The organism is Paenibacillus rhizosphaerae (assembly GCF_014192015.1).
In the GTDB taxonomy this organism is placed as follows: Bacteria; Bacillota; Bacilli; order Paenibacillales; family Paenibacillaceae; genus Paenibacillus_AQ; species Paenibacillus_AQ rhizosphaerae.
This window is the reverse complement of record NZ_JACHXJ010000002.1, coordinates 1703961-1724777: the sequence shown is the minus strand read 5'-3', so window position 1 is coordinate 1724777 and position 20817 is coordinate 1703961. Positions and strand designations below refer to the sequence as shown.

Here is a 20817-nt window from a genome sequence, read left to right as displayed (position 1 = left end):
AGACGCAGTTACACGGCTTTTAAGCGTGTATGTTCTTGTCGTCTTACAGTTGCCCTCATTGAGCTTAGTTTCCCTGCTCATCATTTTAGCATAACGCCACTATTTTGCTTATCCTGATTACACTCTCACCCTGAGCGGCGGGTTTAATGGCTGTAAGCTTAATCCGATACAAGGTATCTCCCCATATCTCTCTCATGATTTCGTCCTCGAGTAAAATTTTCTCTACCGAGTCAGCATACATTTCACTGTCATATTGTATTTTTACCCTATTGTATTTTTTATCTTGAAGGATAATATTCCCAATTCCTTGGGTTTGAGGAGGGTGAGGCGTTATTAGAATCTGTGTGATATCATCCGTCACTTGATTTAGAAAAAAATTGTCATTGATTTCAATATTCGGGGACAAATCACGATAGAGACTAACTGATCGTATCCAGCTTCTTATTCCGGCGAATTCGGGGTAGGCTCCCGCAAGATTCATTGATAACGAAGCAACTTTATCATTCAGGTTATACTCGACTTCATCGGCTCTAAATTGTCTTCCATCCCGTTGCTGAACGCCATTTACCATAGGCAGATTATGATATCCTGATTGCATCGCCCATAGGGTATACCGCTCCGAGAAGAACGATTTAGATGTATAGGTCAATAATCCGGGATCAATTATCATCGGGGAGCCATTACAATATACAATGAATTGTCCAATGTCATTGTGATTATGACTTTCACCGTTATGCCCGCCCTTGGCAGCTAGGAATAGCCCTTTGGACGAACCCTCCTGCTCTCGTGCCACCATGATTTGAATTCTGTCAAACCATGCATCTCGAATATAAGGAGATTTTCCGGAATATTGCTCTACTTCCGTATAATTAAATAAAGCCGGCAATAGGCGAAACATGGATGAAAACTCTAAGCGGGTCCCTTCTTCCCGCTTCATTCTCTGGACCCTTGCTCCAAGTTCACACAACCTCGAATCTCCAATACGGCGTCCATATCGATATGTAAGTTCCGCGGGGATATGGACTTGCGCCTGGCTGTCAGCGAAGTTGACAAAATACGAGTCATCGATAAAAGCTTTGTAAATATAACATCCTATTTGCCTAATTTGAGGTTCTTGGTATACATCAATTTTACCGCCGGAAACGCCGTGAAGCAGTTCCAGACTATCAAAAATCGTTCCTCCGGCATACATCCAATACTTGGGACCTTCCTCACAACCGCCGTCTGAAGGGAGTCTATGTAGATACATATCTAAGCTTCTCATCGCCTTGACCACCGCTGCCTCTCGTCGATTGGGGTCGTCTTCCAACAGCAAAAACGCCGCTAAGCAGTTTGAATTACACCATGAATTCCAATTGTTCAGCATCTTCTCCTGATTGAAACCCATCCACCAAAAATCATTCCGCTGTAAATAAGGATCAAGAATCCTCCTTTTCACCTCGTGCTGTATACGCTCGCTTACCATAATGCTTATTCCATCCAATTTGGTTTTCAGCAGATAATAAGTCCATGCAAGCAGCGCGGCCGTCTCGGCAGAGAATAATTCAATGATCCGATCCGATAGGTCTGGAAGGGGATCCTGCCTCTTCATCATATAACCGTGACTAGGGATCCCCCAGAATGTTTCTTCACATATACACCATATTCCGTTTATGACATCATCCATAAAGCGTCCCTGATTTTCAAAACATTCAGCGATGACTAAAGAAGCCAGCACCTCTCTTCTTTTCCACGAAGCAGTGTCATAATCGACCCGATTCCCCGTTCTGGTATAATCCATATATTGAGTGGCAGTTATAGTAGGCCATGCATAATGAAGCTTACTTGAGGCTTCATTGATCCAATATGACCTAAGATTCAATGGTAGCTGATTCCATTGATTTCGGTCTTCAATTGTAGGAAATGGTCTGTAATTATTCCGGTTAAGCAAACACTTTCCAAGATTGTCATTAATAAATCGCTCTGCTAACATGAACGTCAACCTCTTCCGAATATATCACTTATGAAAGCCTTTTACATTAGCCCAATAAAGAATACCTGTTATACGGTTGCACACCCATAACTTTCGTCCACGAATATTATCATCCACTCCAAAATCAATTACAGATGTGTTGGCAGTTTTACCCCGCAGCCTTCCTCGTAAGAACGAATGGTCGCTTCCGCCAGGAGGAGTGCCCGGTACGGTACCAGGCACCAGCGTCCACCGGCGGAGCCTGCCCATTGCGCAGCGCGTACAGCAGTGCATCGACATGCCTGTCAAACGTCCGATGGAACTCCCGGTCAGCATCATTAAAATAACCGGCTTCTGCATTAGTGGAGCAAAACTAATGGCTTGTTTGAAGCAAATTGATATACATGCCCCGCCACATGATCGTTAAAAAATACGAAAACCTTCCCCAATCCTGTGGGACGGTTATTTGTTATGCTTTCTTTAAGTATAGCACCTTTGACTTTATCCATTAAGTCTTTGTAACTCCATTTTTGCCGGCATCAGCTTATCGCTCTCGGTTCTTCTTTCGACCCTGATCAGCCACGTATTATAAGATGCTTAAAACTACATCTGAAATGAGAATCCTTATCAACCACGGTTAACCATATATGTTCTTGTCTTTTTCGGCAAACGATATATGTTCTTGTCGTCGGGTTTGGACAAGAACATGTATCGTTAAAACACAAAAAGCCGCAGTTACGCGGCTTTTAAGCGTGTATATTCCTATCGTCTTACAAAAATTCATTTTGTGTAAGCATTCAATTAATGTTACTTAGAATAATTTTTAATGGTATCACCATTATTTGTTGTACTCGATAAAAGTTGAGTAGTTAAACCTCCACTTTTCCAATTTCCCCGAATTGGTTAAGACCCCAAACGACAAACAGATTAGCTGCTTTTGGTGTTATTTTTTATGTACTACGGTCTGAGAAAGAGCATCCTGCTCTTCTGCTTGATGGTACAGCGGAAAGATCAACATGAGTATGATGGTCAAAAAGCCTGCATTCAAACGTGGTTCACTCCTTTATAGAAGACTTGTACCCCTTGTTTGACTAAACCGTTGTTACTGGATAAAAAGAGAATACTTCTCTTACTAAACAATGGGGAGCGTAAAGTTGAACTTTGTTATGGTATTCGGAATGCTTTCAACCCATATGGTACCGCCATGATTTTCGATTGCTTTTTTGCATATGGCAAGCCCAAGTCCTGCGCCGCCGTAATTGCGAGAGCGTGATTTCTCGGCGCGATAAAATTGGTCAAACACATGCGGCAAGTCCTCCGGCGATATGCCGGCACCGTCGTCTGCCACCGATACAGTCAAATATCGATCATCAGCTTTTGCCTGAACGGTAATAATGCCGCTTTCACCGACGTAACGTTTCGCATTTGCAATCAGGTTGTCAAACACTTGAGAAAGACTTCTTTCATTCGCAAGAATCTCAACCCTTGGAAACGGAAGGACAATTTCAAGCCGTATTTTGCAGTCTGTAAATTCAACCTTATACGGTCCAAGTATGGCTTCAAGCATTTCTTTCGAGTTACGCCTGCATAAATCATGATCGCCTCCACTCAGCTCAAGCTGGGAATACTGAAACAGACTTTCAATCTGGTTATCAAGGTATTCGGTTTTGTTCTTAATTACAGAAATATACCGATTAAATTTCTCCCGGTCATGGACGATACCGTCCTCCAAACCTTCGACATAACCGCGAATAGAAGAAAGCGGCGTGCGCAAATCGTGAGATATACTGGCGATAAGCTCTTTGCGGGATTGTTCAAGGGCGGCTTGCCTTCTTAGGGATCCTTTAAGCTGCACACGCATTTGCTCAAACGCCTGACAATACCTGCCCATTTCATCACTCTTCTTGTATTGGATTTCATAATCCAGGTCACCGGACATGATTTTTTCCGTCGCTTGATGAAGCTCATCCAAAGGCTTGAGAACGCTACGGATAATAATGCCGGAAACAATAGATGTACAGGCAACAAGCAAGATACTCTGAGCGATGATGAGCGCGAACGCGTTTTCTACCCCGCCGCTTTTGCTGCTCCCTTCAGCCAAAAACACGAGTACAGGAATAACAACCGTTGCCTCAAAAGCAAGAACAAGTTTCGTACGGATGCCAAGCCTCATTTTTTACCTCCGTCAAACCGATAGCCGACACCCCAAACGGTTTTAATATATTGCGGGTTTGAGGGGCTGATTTCAATTTTTTCGCGTATTTTCTTGATGTGAACCGTTACCGTGTTCAAGTCGCCGATATGGTTAAATCCCCAGATGTTCTCAAAGATCTGCTCTCTGGTAAGCACCTGGCCGGGATGCAAAGCAAACAGTCGTAAAACTTCGAATTCCTTCGCAGAAAATTCAATGGGCTTGCCATTTATGGCAACCGAGTAACCTTTCAGGTCAATCTCCATATTATCGAATCGCAGCAGGTCACTCAGCGTGTCCGCGGACGACATCATATGGTAACGCCGAAGCTGTGCCTTGACCCGCGCGACAACCTCTCCGGGACTGAAGGGCTTTACGATATAATCGTCGGCCCCCAATCCCAAGCTCACAATCTTATCAACATCCGCCTTTTTGGCGCTCAACATAATAATGGGAACATTGGATTCCGAGCGGATGGTCCGGCAGACCTCCATGCCGTCAAGAACAGGGAGCATGATGTCCAATACCACCAGATTCGGCTGATGGGTTCGGAACACTTCAATCGCTTCCTTCCCGTCCGCACAGATCATAACGCTGTACCGTTCTTCCTCCAAATAGTCCTTTATGAGTTCTGCAAGTTCCAGTTCATCATCGACCACCATAATTTTTGTGTTTGCCATACATCCGCTCCGTCCCGGGCTCGTTATATCAACAGGTCTTTTTTACGAAAAAGCAGAACGCACCCTGTATAGAATATAATGATATACGCGGCTATCACCGCAATATTGATTATAACTTGTTCCCATTCAAATTGAAGAAAAAGGTTCTTATAAAATGCCTGTATCATGTAAATGATGGAGTAGTCCCGAAGTTCGTCCGAAATCTCAAGCATTTGCGATATAAGCAGAAGCCCCACCGTACAGCCAACTGTTACAGCCATATTCTCGGTGAGAACGGCGATAAACAATACAAGCAACCCAAAGCCAAACACGGGAAGCAGCGTTACTGCGCCGGATTTCAATATCAATAACAACTCGCCAATTTTTATATGTTCTCCCCAACCTGATAGGATTGCTCCGACGGCATACGCGGACAAGAGCAAGAATCCCATCAAGGCAGCCGCACAGACAAAATAGGAAATCACCTTGGCATTTAGAAACGCGATTCGATTTACGGGACGAAGCAATGACAATTTCAGCACGCCGCTTCTATATTCATCCACCCAACTGTCTGTAAAGAACACGGCTGCAAATATCACAAATAAAAACGGCAGGTAATCGAAAAGCAGTATTGGGAAATACTGAATTTTCAGTCTCCGCAATTCGGAAGGCACACCTCCGAGTTTGCCTTGCAGCGCGGCGGCTATTTCAATCACCAGCGCCACAAGTGTGAGAAGGTATAGCTTTTTCAATCGAAAGACTTTGTAGAGTTCATTCTGGATTAAACAGCCCATACGGTATCTCCTCTCAGCACAAAACATCTTTCTTTCGGAATACAACCAATGTCAGCAAATAAAAAACTGTGATATATGACAGATTGACCACAACACTTAACGTTATTTCGAAATGGTGATTGTTTTTCACAAAGTAATCGCTGAAAAAAAACAACTGGTTCACGATCAAGCAAGTCCTGATCACAGAAGGAATAACGCTTAAAGCACTTAAGAACTCCCCAACTATAAAAAGAATAAACGTAACCGCAACTACAGTGACCATGTTTTTCGAGGCAGCCGCAACAAATATGCAAATCATACCGAAAGCGATAATGGGCAGAAATGATGCGGCATATACTTTTGCCGTCAGCAAAAGCCCGTCCCCTACGGAATAAGTGACGCCGTGGTATACCGTGCTGTCGCCCCATCCAAACGCAAATAATCCTACTATATAGGTGGCCAGAACCAAGAAGAGATTTAATAAAACTGCAAAAGCAGCCATAGCGGCAAATTTTGAATTTAATAGCTGTGCCCGGCCAATGGGTCTAAGTAGTGTTAATTTGACCGTGCCGGTCTTAAACTCATCTGTGAGGATGTCCGCGATATAAATCCCCATGAAGATGACCAAAAACTGCACGGCGTCATATTTCATAGCAATTGGGAGTGATTGCGCGTTCGCAACTTCAATAACCGTTTGAAATTCTGTACCGGCTTTATACAAATATACAGCCATAATCCTCATCACCACGAGAATGAGTAAGAAAATATACAGTTTTTTTGTCTTGAACAGCTTATATAGCTCGTTTTGCAATAGCTTCATGCCAAATCTCCGCCTTCACCAGTTATGTCAAAGTAAATATCTTCTAAAGATTTCCCTTTTGATTTTTGTGTAAGTTCTTCAACCTCTGCCTCGCATAGCAGTGTGCCACTATGGATAATGCCGACACGGTTACAGATTTGTTCCACTTCGTGGAGCAAATGACTGGAAATGAAAAAGGTGATATTTCTCTCTGCGGCTAGCTGCACGATCATTTCTTTAATTTCCTTCATACCTTGAGGGTCAAGCCCGTTGGTCGGCTCGTCAAGAATGATCAGCTTCGGACTGCTCAGGAGTGCATTGGCAATTCCCAGCCTTTGTTTCATCCCGAGCGAATAGGTTTTAACCTTATCCTTTGCTCGGTGATTAAGCCTGACCATGTCCAAGACCTCGTCGATCCTGTCTTTTTTTATGCCGGGTATAAGATTTGCCATTAGCTTGAGGTTGTCATAACCGGAAAGATAGCCATAAAAAGACGGCGATTCCACAATTGCCCCAACATTTGAAATAGTATTCTTGAAATCGTTTCGAAGATGATGTCCATCGATGATTACATCTCCGGAATCGGGGAAAATGAGTCCGGTTACAAGGCGTATTGCGGTTGTTTTCCCTTGACCGTTACGCCCAAGGAAACCATATATATCACCCTTCATGACATGTAAGTTTAATCTGTTGATAATTTTTCTATCGCCAAACGATTTGGTGAGATTGCGTGTTTGCAGCAACAAATTCGAATTCATTTCATAATAACTTCCTTTCGATGGAATTGAAATGCAGACAGGCCGATAGCAAGCACCGTGTATCCGCAGAGCACAGAGAGGCCGGCCCACGGCGCCAATGGGTAGTAGCCGAATTGTGGTATATAGGGACCCACTACCTGTGGAAACCGAGGAATACTCTGCTGAATGGAGAACCCGGCGGCCGGGGTAAGCTGCAACAGCCACTTGGATACATCCCCCAGACGTGAAGGCAAGATATTTGCAATGACGTAGGGAAGGGCAATCCCCATGATACTGATCGTCACAGCCAATACACTTTTTCGGAGCAAGAAGGCAAGTGCAAAGGCAAAAACAGCGGCAAAGGCAAAAAGCATAGCCGTACCAAGTAAGACGCGCAATTCAGTAAGCATGGTAACCGGTAAGACTTGGCTGCCATTGGAGGTTAGAATTTGTTTGCAGATCACAATGACTGCAATTGCCGCAAACAAGCCGATAACAAATGATACTATGCTGATAACGCAAGCTTTTGCCGCCATTGTTCGGCCAAACCCTAGGCTTGCATTTTGAGCACTACGATTTTTATTCCGACGGTATTCGGTTGTGAAAAAAAGCACTGCCACAATCATCACTTCTATTAGTCCTGCGAATGTTCCAATAAGTGCGCGTTCAACAGGCCAGCCATCCACAGCCCCAAGCGGCGCAATATCTCCGTTTCCGTTTATGGTAAACGATCCATCAGATTCGTTACTATTGCCGTATAATATCGGGTTCCCCAAGCCTTTTTTGGCGCCAAAATCATCATTTCTCCATGTGCTGCTCAAGCCTTCCCCCTGAACGGCCACTTCATCAATAACAGCGGTGGCGCTGGCAAAACGATTGGCTCCGTCATCCAGTGTCACATTTCCTGGGGATGTAACGAATAGACCAATCTCTACCGTGGAAGGAAATCCAATTAAATGCGCCGTATCAACTTTTGTCCATTGTGTTCCATCCATCGATTCGTAACCTGTGATTACATCGCCTGAACGTAAAAGCCGCAGCCATCGGGGGGATTCCGGACTGACACTGCCAGGACGCCCCGCTGTATCATTTATGAAGTTATATTGCATCCGAACGCCCTGTTTACCGGTAACCATAATCGCGGCATAAGCCGATCCATGTTTGAGGCCATCCTTTATAAGGACACCTGCTTTTGCCCATGGCACAACACCTGAGACCATGTATTCATCATGGTTTGGTGGCGGATAAGTAATGATACCGGTTAACGAGGTTACCCTTACTGTAATGCTCCCATCACCTATAAGTGTCTTATGCACGAAATAGAACTTATCCGACACCGCTTCGCCATTAGGACCAATCGGAATAGTCTCGCCTTGATTTGTCATCATTGTCGAAAGGAAAAGCCCAGGAAGCACGGTAAGCAGCAATGCAACCAAAATACCGATTACCAAGCCACGCGCATTTCGAAATTTCGCCCATTCCATTCGAAGTAATTGAGGGAAACTGTTACCTTCTGAGGGTTTGGTATTTCTAGTTAACATAACTTTATCTCCTTATCTTCAGAATTACGTTCAAGGTTCTTCTTTAACCTTTCTTAAGTATCTACGATAAATATAAAATGCTGCATTTTGATAAATAAACAATCGATGTTGAAATTATTAAAATCTGATAAACACGAATCTCGAGTTGAATATCACAATATCTTTGGTTGCGTAATTGATATATCTATCTTTATATGCTCATGTTCATGAGCGCTGAATGAGGGCTGAAAGCTTTTTGCTTGCTTTTCGTGGCGACTTCGTGAATCAAATCGGGCAACTGTTGCAAGCGAGCGTCCAGTCGATTGTGCCGACTTCGTCGCACTGTAAGTAGATCAAGCCATCAAACGATCGCGTATCCGTACTTTGCCGATGCTGCCAAGCGATCAAGATATAACGCGTGAACACAATGGCGGTGTGGTCACACGAGCAAGTCGTACGAACGCCTTGGAACTCTTTTTGCAAGCACAGCAGCGATTTCGCGCACTTAAAGAAAATTTCTATATCCCGTGCATCCTGTAGATTCCGGATGATCTCCTGATCGATGCTCTTCTTCATACATTAGATACATAAATCATTTTCTAGCAATTGGTAGATTTCGAAATATGGTTGTGCAGCTGCTTCTTCCCACATTGGTTTCCCTCACCAGCTTTCGCCGTAATAGAAGCGCAGTATGCCGTTCTATTCGCCTCGAAATCCACGACAGAACCCTCAAAATAAAACGGTTCGGTAAACTGATTGACCCAAAGGATACAGTATGATAGCTCATGAACATTGATCTCCCGCTAGTAGCCTAGTGCCAAGGTGAACTTCAAACAATCTGAAAGCTATGATTTCGGCTCCCGTGCAATAGTCCATCTGATCGAGGGATAGTCTCGAGCAAACCAAAATATCTTAATAAAAAACGGCCTCTTCGCAACCGATGCGAATAGAGGTCGTTTTGTTGCGCTATCCTGCCCGTTAGCTTAATGAATTGCATGGAAACAATGTTAGATACTTATCTAATCGGTAATCGGCTCATGTTCTTGTCCATTACGGCAATCGGGACAAGAACTTGTACCGATAAAACAAAAAAGCCGCTAAAATAGCGACTTTCAATGGGACTATGTTCTTGTCCTCCGACACGTGGCCCTATTTATTTAGTGTCATACGACGGTCCACCGGAACGATCGTCGTGGTCGTAATATCGCCGTATCCGATGTCTTCCTCCAGCCATTCAGGAAAGCTGGGTTTCAATCGTTCACTGTTGATCTTAAGCATCTTGAATACACTCCACCAAATGGCCTTCCTCCCCAGCCGGTAGACGATATGCTTCACCCAGGCGTCGCTTCGCTGCGGAAAATCCACGCGGAAATGGCCGCCGCGGCTTTCCCGGCGCAGCAGCGCCGCTTTCGTAGTTAGCATTGCACAGATGAGCAAATTGGCAAATTCATACTCCTCGCGCTTCATCAAAGCATATTCGAAGAAGGCCGGCTGCCGCTTGAGTTCATCCAGCCCTCTTTGCAGCCCGGCGGCGTCGCGCTTCATTCCCACTTGGCGAAGCATGACTTTCTGCAGCTTGAGCTTTTTCTCGACGACCGCTTGCTGCGGCATCTCCTTTCGGTGAACCGCAACATGTCGGAAGCGATCGTCTTCGGCCGACGCATCATCGAACGGATCGCCGAGCTTTCGTCTTATTTGCACTTTAATAACAAGGTTTCTGGTTTATTTTATACTCCCAACGATGTTAACGATTTTTATTTTTACCATTTGTATGGATGGGACAATGCAGAACGTGAAAAAGTTTATCATAAGTATGGTCGTGATATTCAGTAGAAGTATTACAGGAATTATCTCTTAGTCATCAAATATCAAATATCAATAATTACTGCTCGTCCTTTACTTTTTCGGGATGTCACAATTGATTGGCTTAAACATCATGGGGTTAGATACAACAATATAGCTTTCACTGAGAACAAGCTTCAGGAATGTATAAACTCCGAGGTAAGTGTGTTAATAGATGATGCTCCGCATTATGCAAAGGAGTTTGCTGATAGGAATATTCCACTTATTTTGTTTGAACAGCCGTACAATACGTCTGTGAATATTGATATGGTTTACCGTGCCTCTAATTGGTTAGAGGTAAGGAGACGCATCAGTGACCTCGAAGTGTCATTGCGCTAACTGGGAAACGATAGTTTTATTGAAAGGGGCGCCGCACAGCGCCCCTTTCGAATGAATTTATATAATCTTCAGTAAGGGACGCCCGACATTAAAGATTTGCCGGTGCCACTGGAACTCTGCAATTCCGCTTCTCTGGTATCGCTTACGGTTCCTATGTGACGACCCACCCCACAGCTTTCACAGTTACTTCTCAAACCGTGGTCTTGTTGGGCCGTCCCTCCCCGAATCATAATGTAACTTGCTCGTTCAAGCATACATCAAGAATCCACGGCCACGGACCGTAGCCCGCATCTACGTTGATGTGACCCATTTTAGGCAACATAACGCAAGGAATCCCTAGATCAAAATACTGTGAAGCATCTTCCACCGAGCAATAAGGATCTGTTGACGATAAAACCAACAACGTTTTTTCCGCAGCCATTCCGATCTCATGCATGTTTTCCGGTACAGGAAAAAAAGTCATCACTGGTTCATATTCCAAAAATGGCGAGGGTGGGGCTATAAGAATGGCTCGCTGAATTTTTCGTTTCGGGTTTGAAGCCGCGTAGTGAAACCACATGATGCACGCTAAACTATGAGCCACAACGATGACTTCTTCATCGCTTGGAATTACTTCAAAGACCGAAGTTAAATGATCGAGCCAAACATCCTTGTCAGGTTGATCTTTGTCTGGAAAGTCAGGAAATCGGACTGTTTCACCTTGTTTTATCAGCTCTTGATGTAACCAAGTTTGCCAATGATCGGGGTCACTGCCGCCGACCCCATACAATAGCAGAAAACTTCTGCTCATGATGAGAGACACCTCCACAATGGTCGTTGTGATGTCATTGCTCACGATTCCTATCACTTTAATCTTCTTGTTCAAAGAGTAATTGATATTATACAATCAATCAAATTGATTCTATTCATATTTGATTTGAGGAAATACTCATGACATTTACACAACTCCAAGTTTTCTTGAAATGCCTATGGCTAGATCCTTCATTCAACTGGATAAGAACAATATATTGGATATGTCTATCTGTCGCTAAACTGCCCGTTAGCGTAACGAAAAAGGAGCAGTTGCGGCTGGAAAACTGCTCCAAGATGCGTTGCTATCTTGCTTCCAATCGGCCGTCAGGGGGCTGACCGCCCGGTGTCGTGGGTTGAGGGCTTACCAGGCGCGGGCTCGGCGTCAATCTTCGATTGCCTGATAGACCGTGGTCCAGAAGTCGAGCATAAGATGCATCGGATCCGGAACGGTCGACCCAAGTTGGGTGAGCAGGATTCCGATGAGCTGATTTTCTGGGTCGGCGTAGGTCGAGGTGCCGCTTCCACCGTCCCAGCCGAACTGGCCAATGGGCGCGTAGTCGCCGCGGTAGGTGCGCACCGCCATCCCCATGCCCCAGCCTCCGTGCTGCCCTTGGCCGAATGATATATGGACGCTGTTGGTAGCCATTTCGTTTCGGACGGCTTGTTGCTCGGGCGTAAGGCGGTTGGTAGTCATCAGCTCGACCGCGGCCCGGGACAAGATCCGTTTGCTCCCGTGCATCCCTTTATTCAGCAGCATCCGGAAGTAGGCGTGATAATCGTCGACGGTGGAGGAAAGTCCGCCACCTCCGCTCTCGAACGCTGGAGGCTGGCTATGGAGTCCCCCCTTGGCCTCGTCCCACACGATGAACTCTCCGGTTTGCGAATCGGGGGCGTAGAGGGGCGGCAGTCGGTCGATCTTGCTTTCGGGCACGTAGAAACCGGTGTCTTTCATGCCCAGTGGATCGAAGATGCGTTCGCGCAGGAACGTTCCATACGACTGGCCTGTGACTCTAGCAACGAGCACGCCGAGTAGATCGTTGCTGATGTTGTATTGCCAGCGCTCTCCCGGCTGGTACTGCAGCGGAAGCGAGCCAAGGCGGCGCATCCACTCATCCGGATCGGGCATCGGCGGTACATTGGCCGCGAGATTCTTCTCGAGGATCGCGTTCATGATCGGAGTGCCCAGCGCCGTAAAATCCAAGCCGAGCCCAAACGTGGAGGTTAGCAGATCCCGTACGGTAATCGGCCGCCGTGCTGGCACAGTATCGTCCAACGGACTGTCGGGCCGTTTCAGCACCTGCCGATTGGCGAGTTCAGGCAGCCACTGCTCTACCAGGTCATCCAGCCGCAGCTTGCACTCGTCGAGCAGAACCATCGCCGCCGCCATCGCGACCGGCTTGGAAGTGGACGCCATACGGAAGATCGTGTCCCGGCGCATCGGCGCGCCACCGTCATGGCGCATCGTGCCGATCGCTTCGACGTGCGTCTCGCCGTTCCGGCTGACCAGGACGACGACCCCAGGAATCTTCCCGGAAACGACATGCCGTGTCAGCACGTCGCGCATTCTGCACAGCCCTGTTTCGGAGAAGCCTCTGTTGCTTTGTCCCATCATCTTTTGCATCTGGTTTCCCTCTCTTTACTTTTTATTAGCCCTAATGTTTTAAACTACAAATTCTTTTTTTGTTATTCATGCTTGAAAGCCCTTCGTCAAAAAGGTGTTTTCGATGCAACAAATCGATTGAATATCTGCAATAGTCAAAATCTGACTCACCTATGTCCAACAGAGCTTTTCATTGAGGCTGAAAAAAAGTATATAGGAGTTATGAATTGCTGGATTGTAAGATACAAACTTCTTTTTGTACAATATAACAACCAATTTATTCCATATAAAAAGCCACAACGAATTGTGGCTCGTGATCCTTATACCAATTAAGATGACATGTATTCTCCCGGTGACAACCCTGTAATTTTCTTAAAATGACGATTCAAATGACTTTGGTCAACAAATCCGAGCATCACAGCAATTTCTCCTATCGTAAATTCACGACTCTTGATTAGCGTTTTAGCTTTGTCGATCCTTAAGTGTATGAAATATTGATAAGGACTTAGTCCCGTTGATTGTTTAAACATTCGATTCAACTGTGTCTGACTAAAATTGACCACCTTAGCCAATTCTTCAAGCGAAATATCTCGATCATAATGGACATGCATATACTCAATGACTCTTGATATTTGCCGATCCGTTAAATTTCGGGAAATATAAGGTTGTTTACTGGGATTGGCGATTATCTCCAATAGATGCTGGGCCATCAGGTTGGACAATGATTCTATGTATAGTTTGCCTCTGGCCCCATTGCCATTAACTTCATCCATCAACCATTGACTCAATTGAACTAGTTTGGAATCATAAATAGAAAGTTTATTCGTTAATTCATCTTGGCATTTAAATGTCATATCCAATTGGCACGCGACATCATGAACCAAAGAAGGAGACAACAAAATGCAGCTATAGGAAGCTTCAACTTTCTCCCATCGAAAATAATCAAAATTTCCTGGTACGAAACAATTAGCTTCGCCGGTTTTCATCACTCTCTCGTAATCACACCCATCGAAGCGTGATAGGGTCTTTATCGGCTGGGGCGATGTATGCATGGTAATCAAATAATTAGGCATTGCTTCTATATAGCCTTCCTGGGGACCGACTTTCTCCCATTTAGAAAAATGGATGTACTTCCACCCTAGATGTTGGCTATCCAGAACAGGCTTGCTGTTTGACATATATCGCGCCTTACTATCCAGCCACGACCACACCATGCCGTCACTTTTCAAAGTCATTCCGTACTGGCCTCCTTTTCATTATTTACGGTGCAATCCCAGACCCAGATTTTTGCATTATATCTAATCACCGAAAATATGTGTACTCATTAACCGGAATGCAACGATTCGGCAGGCGTTTATCAGCCCTTAAATCAACTACAACCTCAGCCCTCCGCTTTACCACTATTTGTGATACGTTTCCTCGCATTGTCTATAACGGCAGGTATGAGTTTAGGCGTTGACGTTTAAAAATTTTATAATACACGCTTTAAGTTCTGTGAGGTGTCGCGAGAAGCCATGGTCTGCACCTTCAATGAGGTGCAGCTCTTTTGGACCTGAATACTGATTGTAATACGACTTGGACCCGCTGAATGGAACCGCATCATCTTCCGTACCATGAATAAGAAGAACGGGACAATCATAAGACTTGCTTGCTTCTATCGGATCGTGTTTTTTGTCCAACATGTCACGTACAAAACCGGGCTCCAGTGAATAACTTTTTCCAAAAAAATGAGAAATGATCTTCCCATTCTCTGACTCTCTCCATAGCACCGGACCTAGAATCGAGTTGCGATAATTCTCTTCAGGGAAAACTTCCGGAGCAATAGCGATGCGTCCGGCGATCCGATGCTTTGGATCATCACAAAGCAGTGCAATACAGCCTCCCAAACTATGGCCAAGTATATAAATCGGGGAGTTTTCATAAGATTTTTGACTTGTAACCCAAGCAATGACATGCTGCAGATCGGTTGTCCAGCCAGTAACTGTCGTATCGATAGCAAATTCCCCTTCGCTTTCTCCTGATCCCGCGTAATCAAATCTAAGTGCGGCATAACCTGCAGCCTCTATGGCGTTTGCAAGATGTAAATAAAATTGGCTGCCTCCTACTTTCTCACCTGTGAAGCCATGACAAAAAATAACGATGGCCGGGTCATGACTCCCCTCCTGCTGATGAAGCATGGCGGATAAACGTTTATTTCTGCTATTAATCCAAACATGTTCTTTCATAAAGTTTCCTGCTCCTTTGCGGTTAATGACTGTACCACGGAGGCCACATTACAACGATATTGCAAGGATCTCTCTCCAGCACCATCTTTAGAAATTTTTCCGTTACCTGTGGTAAGATTCAGCACATCACACTTCCGACTCTAATCTTCTCTTTCGTCGCCTTTTCGTGCAAGGACATTCACGGCAATAACCGCAAAACCTTCACTTGAAAGTATATATAATGATTTTGAAACACACAAAGCCCCTCCCGCGAGGGGGATTAATTTTTTCAGGAGGGAAACACTTGCGAATTATCAACGCTCGGCAGGACGTCGAAGACCTTTTCCGGGTCAGCGCCACAACCGCAGCGCTGACCAAACACATCGTCGGGTTCTTTCGACAGCCGGAGGCCGAAATAGCCGACGACTAAGGTGCGTTCCGCCTCGACCAACACGTGCCGATCATCTTGTAAGATGCTGACGGCGAACGAGCTCTTCGTCCAGAAGCTCAAAGAGACATTCTCCGGAAAATAAGTATATTGAAGTACGGGGCCCAGTATAATGGGAATTGCTTTCACGAAGCGTTTCATCTTAACCCTCCATCATATCGTGCATCGTATCCGCTAGCTTCGTCATTGTTCCGGATGCCATCGTTCTTGGCGAGTAATCTTTTTATTTATAGCTACGTAAGATTGGCCCGTTCTTTTACACTTCGCGGCGACAGCATCAAGCCAAGCTGCGTCACGACAACCCCGAGCGCCGTCACGAGCGAGGCGAACAAAGGGACGAAGTGGAGCCCGTACTTGCTGTCAATGACGACTCCGCCCAGCCAAGCTCCCGTCGCATTGGCGATATGCAGCGCGGAAACGTTCATCGTTGTCGCCAGATTGGGTGCGCCCATGGCCTTATTCATGACGTTGATCGTGAGACAAGGAAGGATGCCGAAGATGAAGATGCCGAGCAGGAAAACATCAATTACAGCCGCCGCCTTGCCATGGGATGCCCATGTCAGGGCAAGCAGGCTCGCACCTAAACCGATCGTTAAAGCTATTAGGGAGATGTTCAGCTTCCAGTCCGCCAGGCGGCCATCAATGTAATTACCCAGCGTCACGCCGACGCCGAACAGGACAAGAATCCAGCTCACGGATTTCGCTCCAAACGAAGTTATCTGCTCAAGAATCGGGGTGATATACGTAAACGTCATGAATACCCCGCCGAAGCATAGTGCCGAGACGACTAGAGCGAGAAGCACCTGCGGAGCGCCAGCCGAACCATTGCCCCAAGAACGTACCGAAGGGGACCCCGACGATGTTCGCGGCCGAGGAGCCGCTCACGATCATCGATACAGCCCAGCCTCGCTTGCGCTCTGGTACCATGCCAGAAGCGACGACGGCAGCCGCTCCGATGAAGGAGCCGTGCGTCAGGGAGGCAAGTACGCGGGCGGCCATCAGCATGTTGAAGCCAGAAGCGGCGATGGCCAATCCGTTGCCGACGACGAACAGAATCATAAGAAACAGAAGAAGACTGCGGCTGGAGAACTTGCCTGTCAAGAGAATGACGAATTGGCGCGGTCAGCGCGACACCGAGAGAGTAGGCCAGTAATGAGCGAACCGGTAGTCGGTATGGACACGTTCAAGTCGGTTGCGATATCCGGCAGGATTCCCATAATGACGAATTCGGCCATTCCTATGGCGAACGAGCACAGTGCCATGGCTAGCAGGGATCGAAGCGTTGCGGCGGGCATTTTGGTTTCCGTCGATGACATTAGATCCAACCCTCTTTCAGCGCATGATGATTTACAAGATACATCACCAAGGAGAAGAGAGACAGATCCGATTTTAACTAGCATGATTTCTACTACTTTGATTGCCGCTTAAAGAAGGAAAGCAATTTAGCAACGATCCGGATTCAGCCACGATGCGGAAGGAACGGGGCCGGCACCGGACGCTTCCAGCATCTTCTCCAGCGTTCCCGTGCCGGGAACGGGAGCGTAAATGCAGCTCATCAAATGTTCCTGATCGTTGATCTGATTGAACGTAATCATTTCGAACTGCAGCCGCCCCATCTCCGAACGGTGAATTTCTATCTGGAGACCGTTCTTGTCCGCCACTTCGTGTAGAGACCACCGTTCAGCGAATTCCGGGCTCCCTTTTCGTATGTCGGCAACCAACTTCGAGTACCACGGTAGGCGGGCGAAGCGGTCGTACGTTTTCCTAAAAAAAGACAGCGACACCTTCGACACATGCTCCCAGTTGAACGTTTTGGTGCGAAACTCCGGGTCTTGGAATAGTAGCCGGAGTGCTTCCCGCCGACCGGACGGTATAGCGGAGTAGTCGGTCAGAACGTCGCAGGCGATCCGATTCCATGCCACGATCCGGTTACGCGCTCCAATAACGAGAAAGGGTATGGCGTGCGATCGACCCAATCGCGAAAAGCGGGGGTCAACTCGTGCTCGGGTGGATCTTGCTCAGGCAGGGCGTACCGGCCGGTCAGCAAGTACAAATACTCGCGCTCCGCAGAGATGAGGCGCATGGCGTCCGCGATTCGCTCCAGCACTTCGGGTAAGGCGGACACTTCTCGCCCCTGTTCGAGCCATGTGTACCACGTCAGACTGACGTCGGCCAGATCCGCCACTTCTTCACGCCGTAAGCCAGGCGTTCTTCGCCTCGTATGTCCTTCCGGCATGCCGAACTGCTTTGGAGACAGGGCCGATCTTCTTTTTCTCAAAAATTCCCCGATCGATTTGCGTTGGTGTTCCATCTCCATGTCGGTCAACCTCCTGACGAGTATTTTTTATGGTACAGCCATCTCCGATCCCCAGATCTCGCTACCGTAGGAGATCTTACAGTCGATGGACAGCACGGCGTGATACCTCTACGAATTTTTCTCTTAAGTCAATTGATAAATTCTTGAGCTGCCCAATCATTTTTTCTTAATGAGAGGCTTCTTCGATTCGAGATAGAGCCTGTATTTTCCACAAGATGGTATATTTCCAAATTCTTAATAAATCGACTTGATAATAAATAGTAACAAGGTTGGAATGTGGAAACAATTGTTGATTACTTCACAGGTGGTATGCCTATTAAAGTGAAGTTTTAATTTTCTTTTTTACACATGTATGTTGCGTAGGTATTCCCGCTATATTCTGCACTCATCAGAAGAAATCCTGAATTTCTAAGCATACCTTCCAGAATCCATCCAAATGTAGAATATTCATCCCTCACATGTGCACACCACTCGGCCTCTTGAAAAGAGGAACCGTTTCGGGTCATATCCTCAATCCATGAGTCAATCGATTCCTCATAGTTTCGAACCGGAAATGAATATACGACATCCTGAAGATACAGCACTCCACCTACTTCCAATTGATCATACATTCTTTGGATGGCGATGGATTTCCAAAAATCCGGAAGATGGTGAAGGGCGAAATGAGAAATGATTCGATGAATAGGCTCCTTAATATGCTGATAAGTCAAAAAACCTCCATGATTAAATGTGATATTATCAACCTCGTGAAGACGTGCTTTTTCAGACGCATACTCGAGCATCGTCTTTGATACATCAATTGCATAGAAATGTTTGCACGCAGATGCCAAACCGACCGCAATACTCCCGGTACCGGTACCTATCTCCAATACGGTTTGTGAGCCGTCCAGCTTCAAGACACTAATCAGTTTTTTAACTTCACCGGATCGATCGGACATGTTTGAATCGTATTTTTTAACCTGTTCCATATTCGTAAAATCAGTCCCTACCTGCCGAACTTCATCATAAAACCAATCAAATTTGGACATGCTGTTCCTCCTTATGGTTTTTAATACAAAATGGCTTCGTTGTCTTGTTGTAAATTTTCTTTTATCATAATGGAAAGAAAGCATTTGCAGCTATCGGAATCCGGCTAAAAGATTTGCAGATTATGGCTAATGTCATTACGTAAGGAGGACACGATGGGCGCAAAGATCGAATATCTGTATTATGAAACAAGAAGTCCTCAACACTATCAAGACTTACACAGACATCACTGTTACGAAATTGTTTATTATCGGACCGGCGTTGGATATACAAATATTGATAAAAGGCCCTTTCCTTACCATGAAAACACCTTCTCTTTTATGAATCCATTCTGTAATCATGATCGGCACACGAGTATGGAGACGGAATTTATTGCGATCGGTTTCTCTTTTGATTTCCCTGTGACTTTTGAAAATGGAGTATTCTACGACTCTCATAATGAAGTATTGAGGCGCTTGAACCAAATGAAGGAAGAAATGTTTACCGGGAGAATTCATTATAGGTTTAGGTTAGAATTGCTTGTTCAAGATTTGGTTATTGAACTAGATCGAATGCTTAATGGGCAGCGAAAAGCACATGAAGAAGAGTGGCATGCCTATGTAAAAAACTATATGGATCTCCATTTTAACGAAAAAATAAACCTGCAAACTCTTGCTAGTCTGACGGCTTACAGCTATGACCGGTTCAGACATAAATTTAAGGAATCGACCGGTTTTTCGCCTCATCATTATTTATTGGTAAAGCGGCTGGAATCGGCGAAAGAAAAACTTCTACTTACGAACAAAAGTGTTACCGAAATCTCACAGGAGTGCGGGTTTTCCAGCTCGTCGCAATTTTGCCATCTCTTTAAAAAACGCTTTAACGAAATCCCGAGTAAATTTAGAATCGATAAGCTGTTTTCCGAAAATAATGAATCTAATTAAGAATCATATATTTTCATTGCAATATATGATCATTACGTTCAGTTTTTTGGTCCAGGCGGAATATTCCCGAAAGTTCTACACAAAAGAAATGATTAATACAAAAGAGGAGGCTTTGGGGGCTCCTCTTTGAGTCTCTTGCCTCCTCCGGAGTGGAACCTTCTCTTGGTGATGTTATTAAAGTGATGAACTAAAAAAAGAAGAGGTAAGCCTACTAAAAGGGGCTCCCTCTTCATTTTTTAGTTAACGAAATCAGAATTGTTTCAAGTAAAATTCACCTGAGTATTATCACTAGCTGGTTATTCCACTAATTTAAGTTTATAAAATTTGTCGTTCATTTTAACTGCAAATGTATTTCTATTATCCTTCAATTTATATAACTTATCGGTATATTTAATATTTGGAGCCTTAGACTCTGAACAATTAATGTTAATTCTATGAATACTCCTCTTATCAGGAAACCCCATCTCATCTCCAATCTCTTTTGTACTAACCTCTTCGTTTGTTAGTACATAGGTAACCTTATTAAAATTCAATGCATCTGGGGAACCCGAAATATTCAAATCATTTTTGCTTTCACATCCGAGTATTATTAACAAAAGTGAAAAAACAATGACACTATCCAACTTTTTACCATCTTTTAATCCTCATCTTTTTTAGTATCCTTTATATCCTTTAATTTTTCCTTCTTTCCTTCTC

Annotated in this window: 21 protein-coding genes and 2 pseudogenes; 3 read left to right on the top strand and 20 right to left on the bottom strand. The window is 45.2% G+C overall.

What is annotated here, in order from left to right; genetic code table 11:
- Positions 1–85 precede the first annotated feature (85 nt).
- From FHS19_RS16425 to FHS19_RS34915, 9 genes and pseudogenes are all read right to left on the bottom strand, one after another.
- Positions 86–1972, bottom strand: coding sequence for a heparinase II/III domain-containing protein (locus FHS19_RS16425; protein ID WP_183582813.1), 1887 nt, complete (start codon positions 1970–1972; stop codon positions 86–88).
- Between the two features lie 1111 nt (positions 1973–3083).
- Positions 3084–4124, bottom strand: coding sequence for a sensor histidine kinase (locus FHS19_RS16420; protein WP_183582812.1), 1041 nt, complete (start codon positions 4122–4124; stop codon positions 3084–3086).
- Positions 4121–4822: a response regulator gene (locus FHS19_RS16415; protein WP_183582811.1), complete on the bottom strand. Its 702-nt coding sequence runs from the start codon at positions 4820–4822 to the stop codon at positions 4121–4123. Before FHS19_RS16415 ends, FHS19_RS16420 begins: the two co-directional genes overlap by 4 nt.
- Before the next feature lie 23 nt (positions 4823–4845).
- Positions 4846–5595, bottom strand: coding sequence for an ABC transporter permease (locus tag FHS19_RS16410; RefSeq protein ID WP_183582810.1), 750 nt, complete (start codon positions 5593–5595; stop codon positions 4846–4848).
- 13 nt (positions 5596–5608) lie between these two features.
- Positions 5609–6394, bottom strand: coding sequence for an ABC transporter permease (locus FHS19_RS16405; protein WP_183582809.1), 786 nt, complete (start codon positions 6392–6394; stop codon positions 5609–5611).
- Positions 6391–7131 (bottom strand): ABC transporter ATP-binding protein, encoded by a 741-nt coding sequence (locus FHS19_RS16400; RefSeq protein WP_183582808.1) that lies wholly within the window; start codon positions 7129–7131, stop codon positions 6391–6393. The genes FHS19_RS16405 and FHS19_RS16400 overlap by 4 nt, the downstream gene beginning before the upstream one ends.
- On the bottom strand, positions 7128–8651 hold the full coding sequence (locus FHS19_RS16395; protein ID WP_183582807.1) for a DUF1349 domain-containing protein: 1524 nt from the start codon (positions 8649–8651) through the stop codon (positions 7128–7130). Before FHS19_RS16395 ends, FHS19_RS16400 begins: the two co-directional genes overlap by 4 nt.
- 210 nt (positions 8652–8861) lie before the next feature.
- Positions 8862–9188 (bottom strand): annotated as a pseudogene (locus FHS19_RS35850) (IS4 family transposase); the annotation flags it as partial.
- Positions 9189–9950: 762 nt separating this feature from the next.
- Positions 9951–10238 (bottom strand): annotated as a pseudogene (locus tag FHS19_RS34915) (L-aspartate oxidase); the annotation flags it as partial.
- 252 nt (positions 10239–10490) lie between these two features.
- Here FHS19_RS34915 and FHS19_RS35710 point away from each other — a divergent pair.
- Positions 10491–10811: a 5' nucleotidase, NT5C type gene (locus FHS19_RS35710; RefSeq protein ID WP_183583009.1), complete on the top strand. Its 321-nt coding sequence runs from the start codon at positions 10491–10493 to the stop codon at positions 10809–10811.
- Positions 10812–11037: 226 nt separating this feature from the next.
- Here the strand turns inward: FHS19_RS35710 and FHS19_RS16380 are convergent, their stop codons facing one another.
- The 7 genes from FHS19_RS16380 to FHS19_RS34905 form a co-directional block, all read right to left on the bottom strand.
- Entirely contained in the window at positions 11038–11601 is a 564-nt protein-coding gene (locus tag FHS19_RS16380; protein ID WP_183582806.1) for an RBBP9/YdeN family alpha/beta hydrolase, read from the bottom strand.
- Between the two features lie 384 nt (positions 11602–11985).
- Positions 11986–13212 (bottom strand): serine hydrolase domain-containing protein, encoded by a 1227-nt coding sequence (locus tag FHS19_RS16375; RefSeq protein ID WP_183583008.1) that lies wholly within the window; start codon positions 13210–13212, stop codon positions 11986–11988.
- Positions 13213–13532: 320 nt separating this feature from the next.
- Entirely contained in the window at positions 13533–14438 is a 906-nt protein-coding gene (locus FHS19_RS16370) for a helix-turn-helix domain-containing protein (RefSeq protein WP_204797535.1), read from the bottom strand.
- Positions 14439–14651: 213 nt separating this feature from the next.
- Positions 14652–15428, bottom strand: a complete 777-nt coding sequence (locus FHS19_RS16365; RefSeq protein ID WP_183582805.1) for an alpha/beta hydrolase — start codon at positions 15426–15428, stop codon at positions 14652–14654.
- Positions 15429–15696: 268 nt separating this feature from the next.
- Positions 15697–15996 carry a hypothetical protein gene (locus tag FHS19_RS16360; protein WP_183582804.1) on the bottom strand — a complete coding sequence of 100 codons (300 nt, stop codon included), beginning with the start codon at positions 15994–15996 and terminating at the stop codon, positions 15697–15699.
- A gap of 92 nt (positions 15997–16088) precedes the next feature.
- Positions 16089–16550, bottom strand: coding sequence for an MFS transporter (locus FHS19_RS34910; protein WP_246426591.1), 462 nt, complete (start codon positions 16548–16550; stop codon positions 16089–16091).
- 28 nt (positions 16551–16578) lie between these two features.
- Entirely contained in the window at positions 16579–16914 is a 336-nt protein-coding gene (locus FHS19_RS34905) for an MFS transporter (protein WP_246426590.1), read from the bottom strand.
- Positions 16915–17007: 93 nt separating this feature from the next.
- Here FHS19_RS34905 and FHS19_RS34900 point away from each other — a divergent pair, with 93 nt between their 5' ends.
- The gene (locus tag FHS19_RS34900; RefSeq protein ID WP_246426589.1) at positions 17008–17283 is read left to right on the top strand and encodes a hypothetical protein; all 276 of its coding nucleotides are present in this window, start codon (positions 17008–17010) and stop codon (positions 17281–17283) included.
- A 14-nt stretch (positions 17284–17297) separates the two neighbouring features.
- Here the strand turns inward: FHS19_RS34900 and FHS19_RS34895 are convergent, their stop codons facing one another.
- From FHS19_RS34895 to FHS19_RS16345, 3 genes are all read right to left on the bottom strand, one after another.
- Complete coding sequence (locus tag FHS19_RS34895) at positions 17298–17777, bottom strand: MmyB family transcriptional regulator (protein ID WP_312887240.1); 480 nt, start codon at positions 17775–17777, stop codon at positions 17298–17300.
- Positions 17744–18172 (bottom strand): helix-turn-helix domain-containing protein, encoded by a 429-nt coding sequence (locus FHS19_RS34890; protein WP_246426587.1) that lies wholly within the window; start codon positions 18170–18172, stop codon positions 17744–17746. Before FHS19_RS34890 ends, FHS19_RS34895 begins: the two co-directional genes overlap by 34 nt.
- A 329-nt stretch (positions 18173–18501) precedes the next feature.
- A complete protein-coding gene (locus FHS19_RS16345; protein WP_183582803.1) occupies positions 18502–19200 on the bottom strand; it encodes a class I SAM-dependent methyltransferase in 699 nt (232 codons plus the stop codon).
- Between the two features lie 153 nt (positions 19201–19353).
- On the opposite strand from FHS19_RS16345, the gene FHS19_RS16340 reads away from it, so the two are divergent.
- Positions 19354–20121 carry a helix-turn-helix transcriptional regulator gene (locus FHS19_RS16340; protein WP_183582802.1) on the top strand — a complete coding sequence of 256 codons (768 nt, stop codon included), beginning with the start codon at positions 19354–19356 and terminating at the stop codon, positions 20119–20121.
- Positions 20122–20417: 296 nt separating this feature from the next.
- Here FHS19_RS16340 and FHS19_RS16335 read toward each other — a convergent pair whose 3' ends face one another.
- Complete coding sequence (locus FHS19_RS16335) at positions 20418–20744, bottom strand: hypothetical protein (protein ID WP_183582801.1); 327 nt, start codon at positions 20742–20744, stop codon at positions 20418–20420.
- Between the last annotated feature and the right edge of the window lie 73 nt (positions 20745–20817).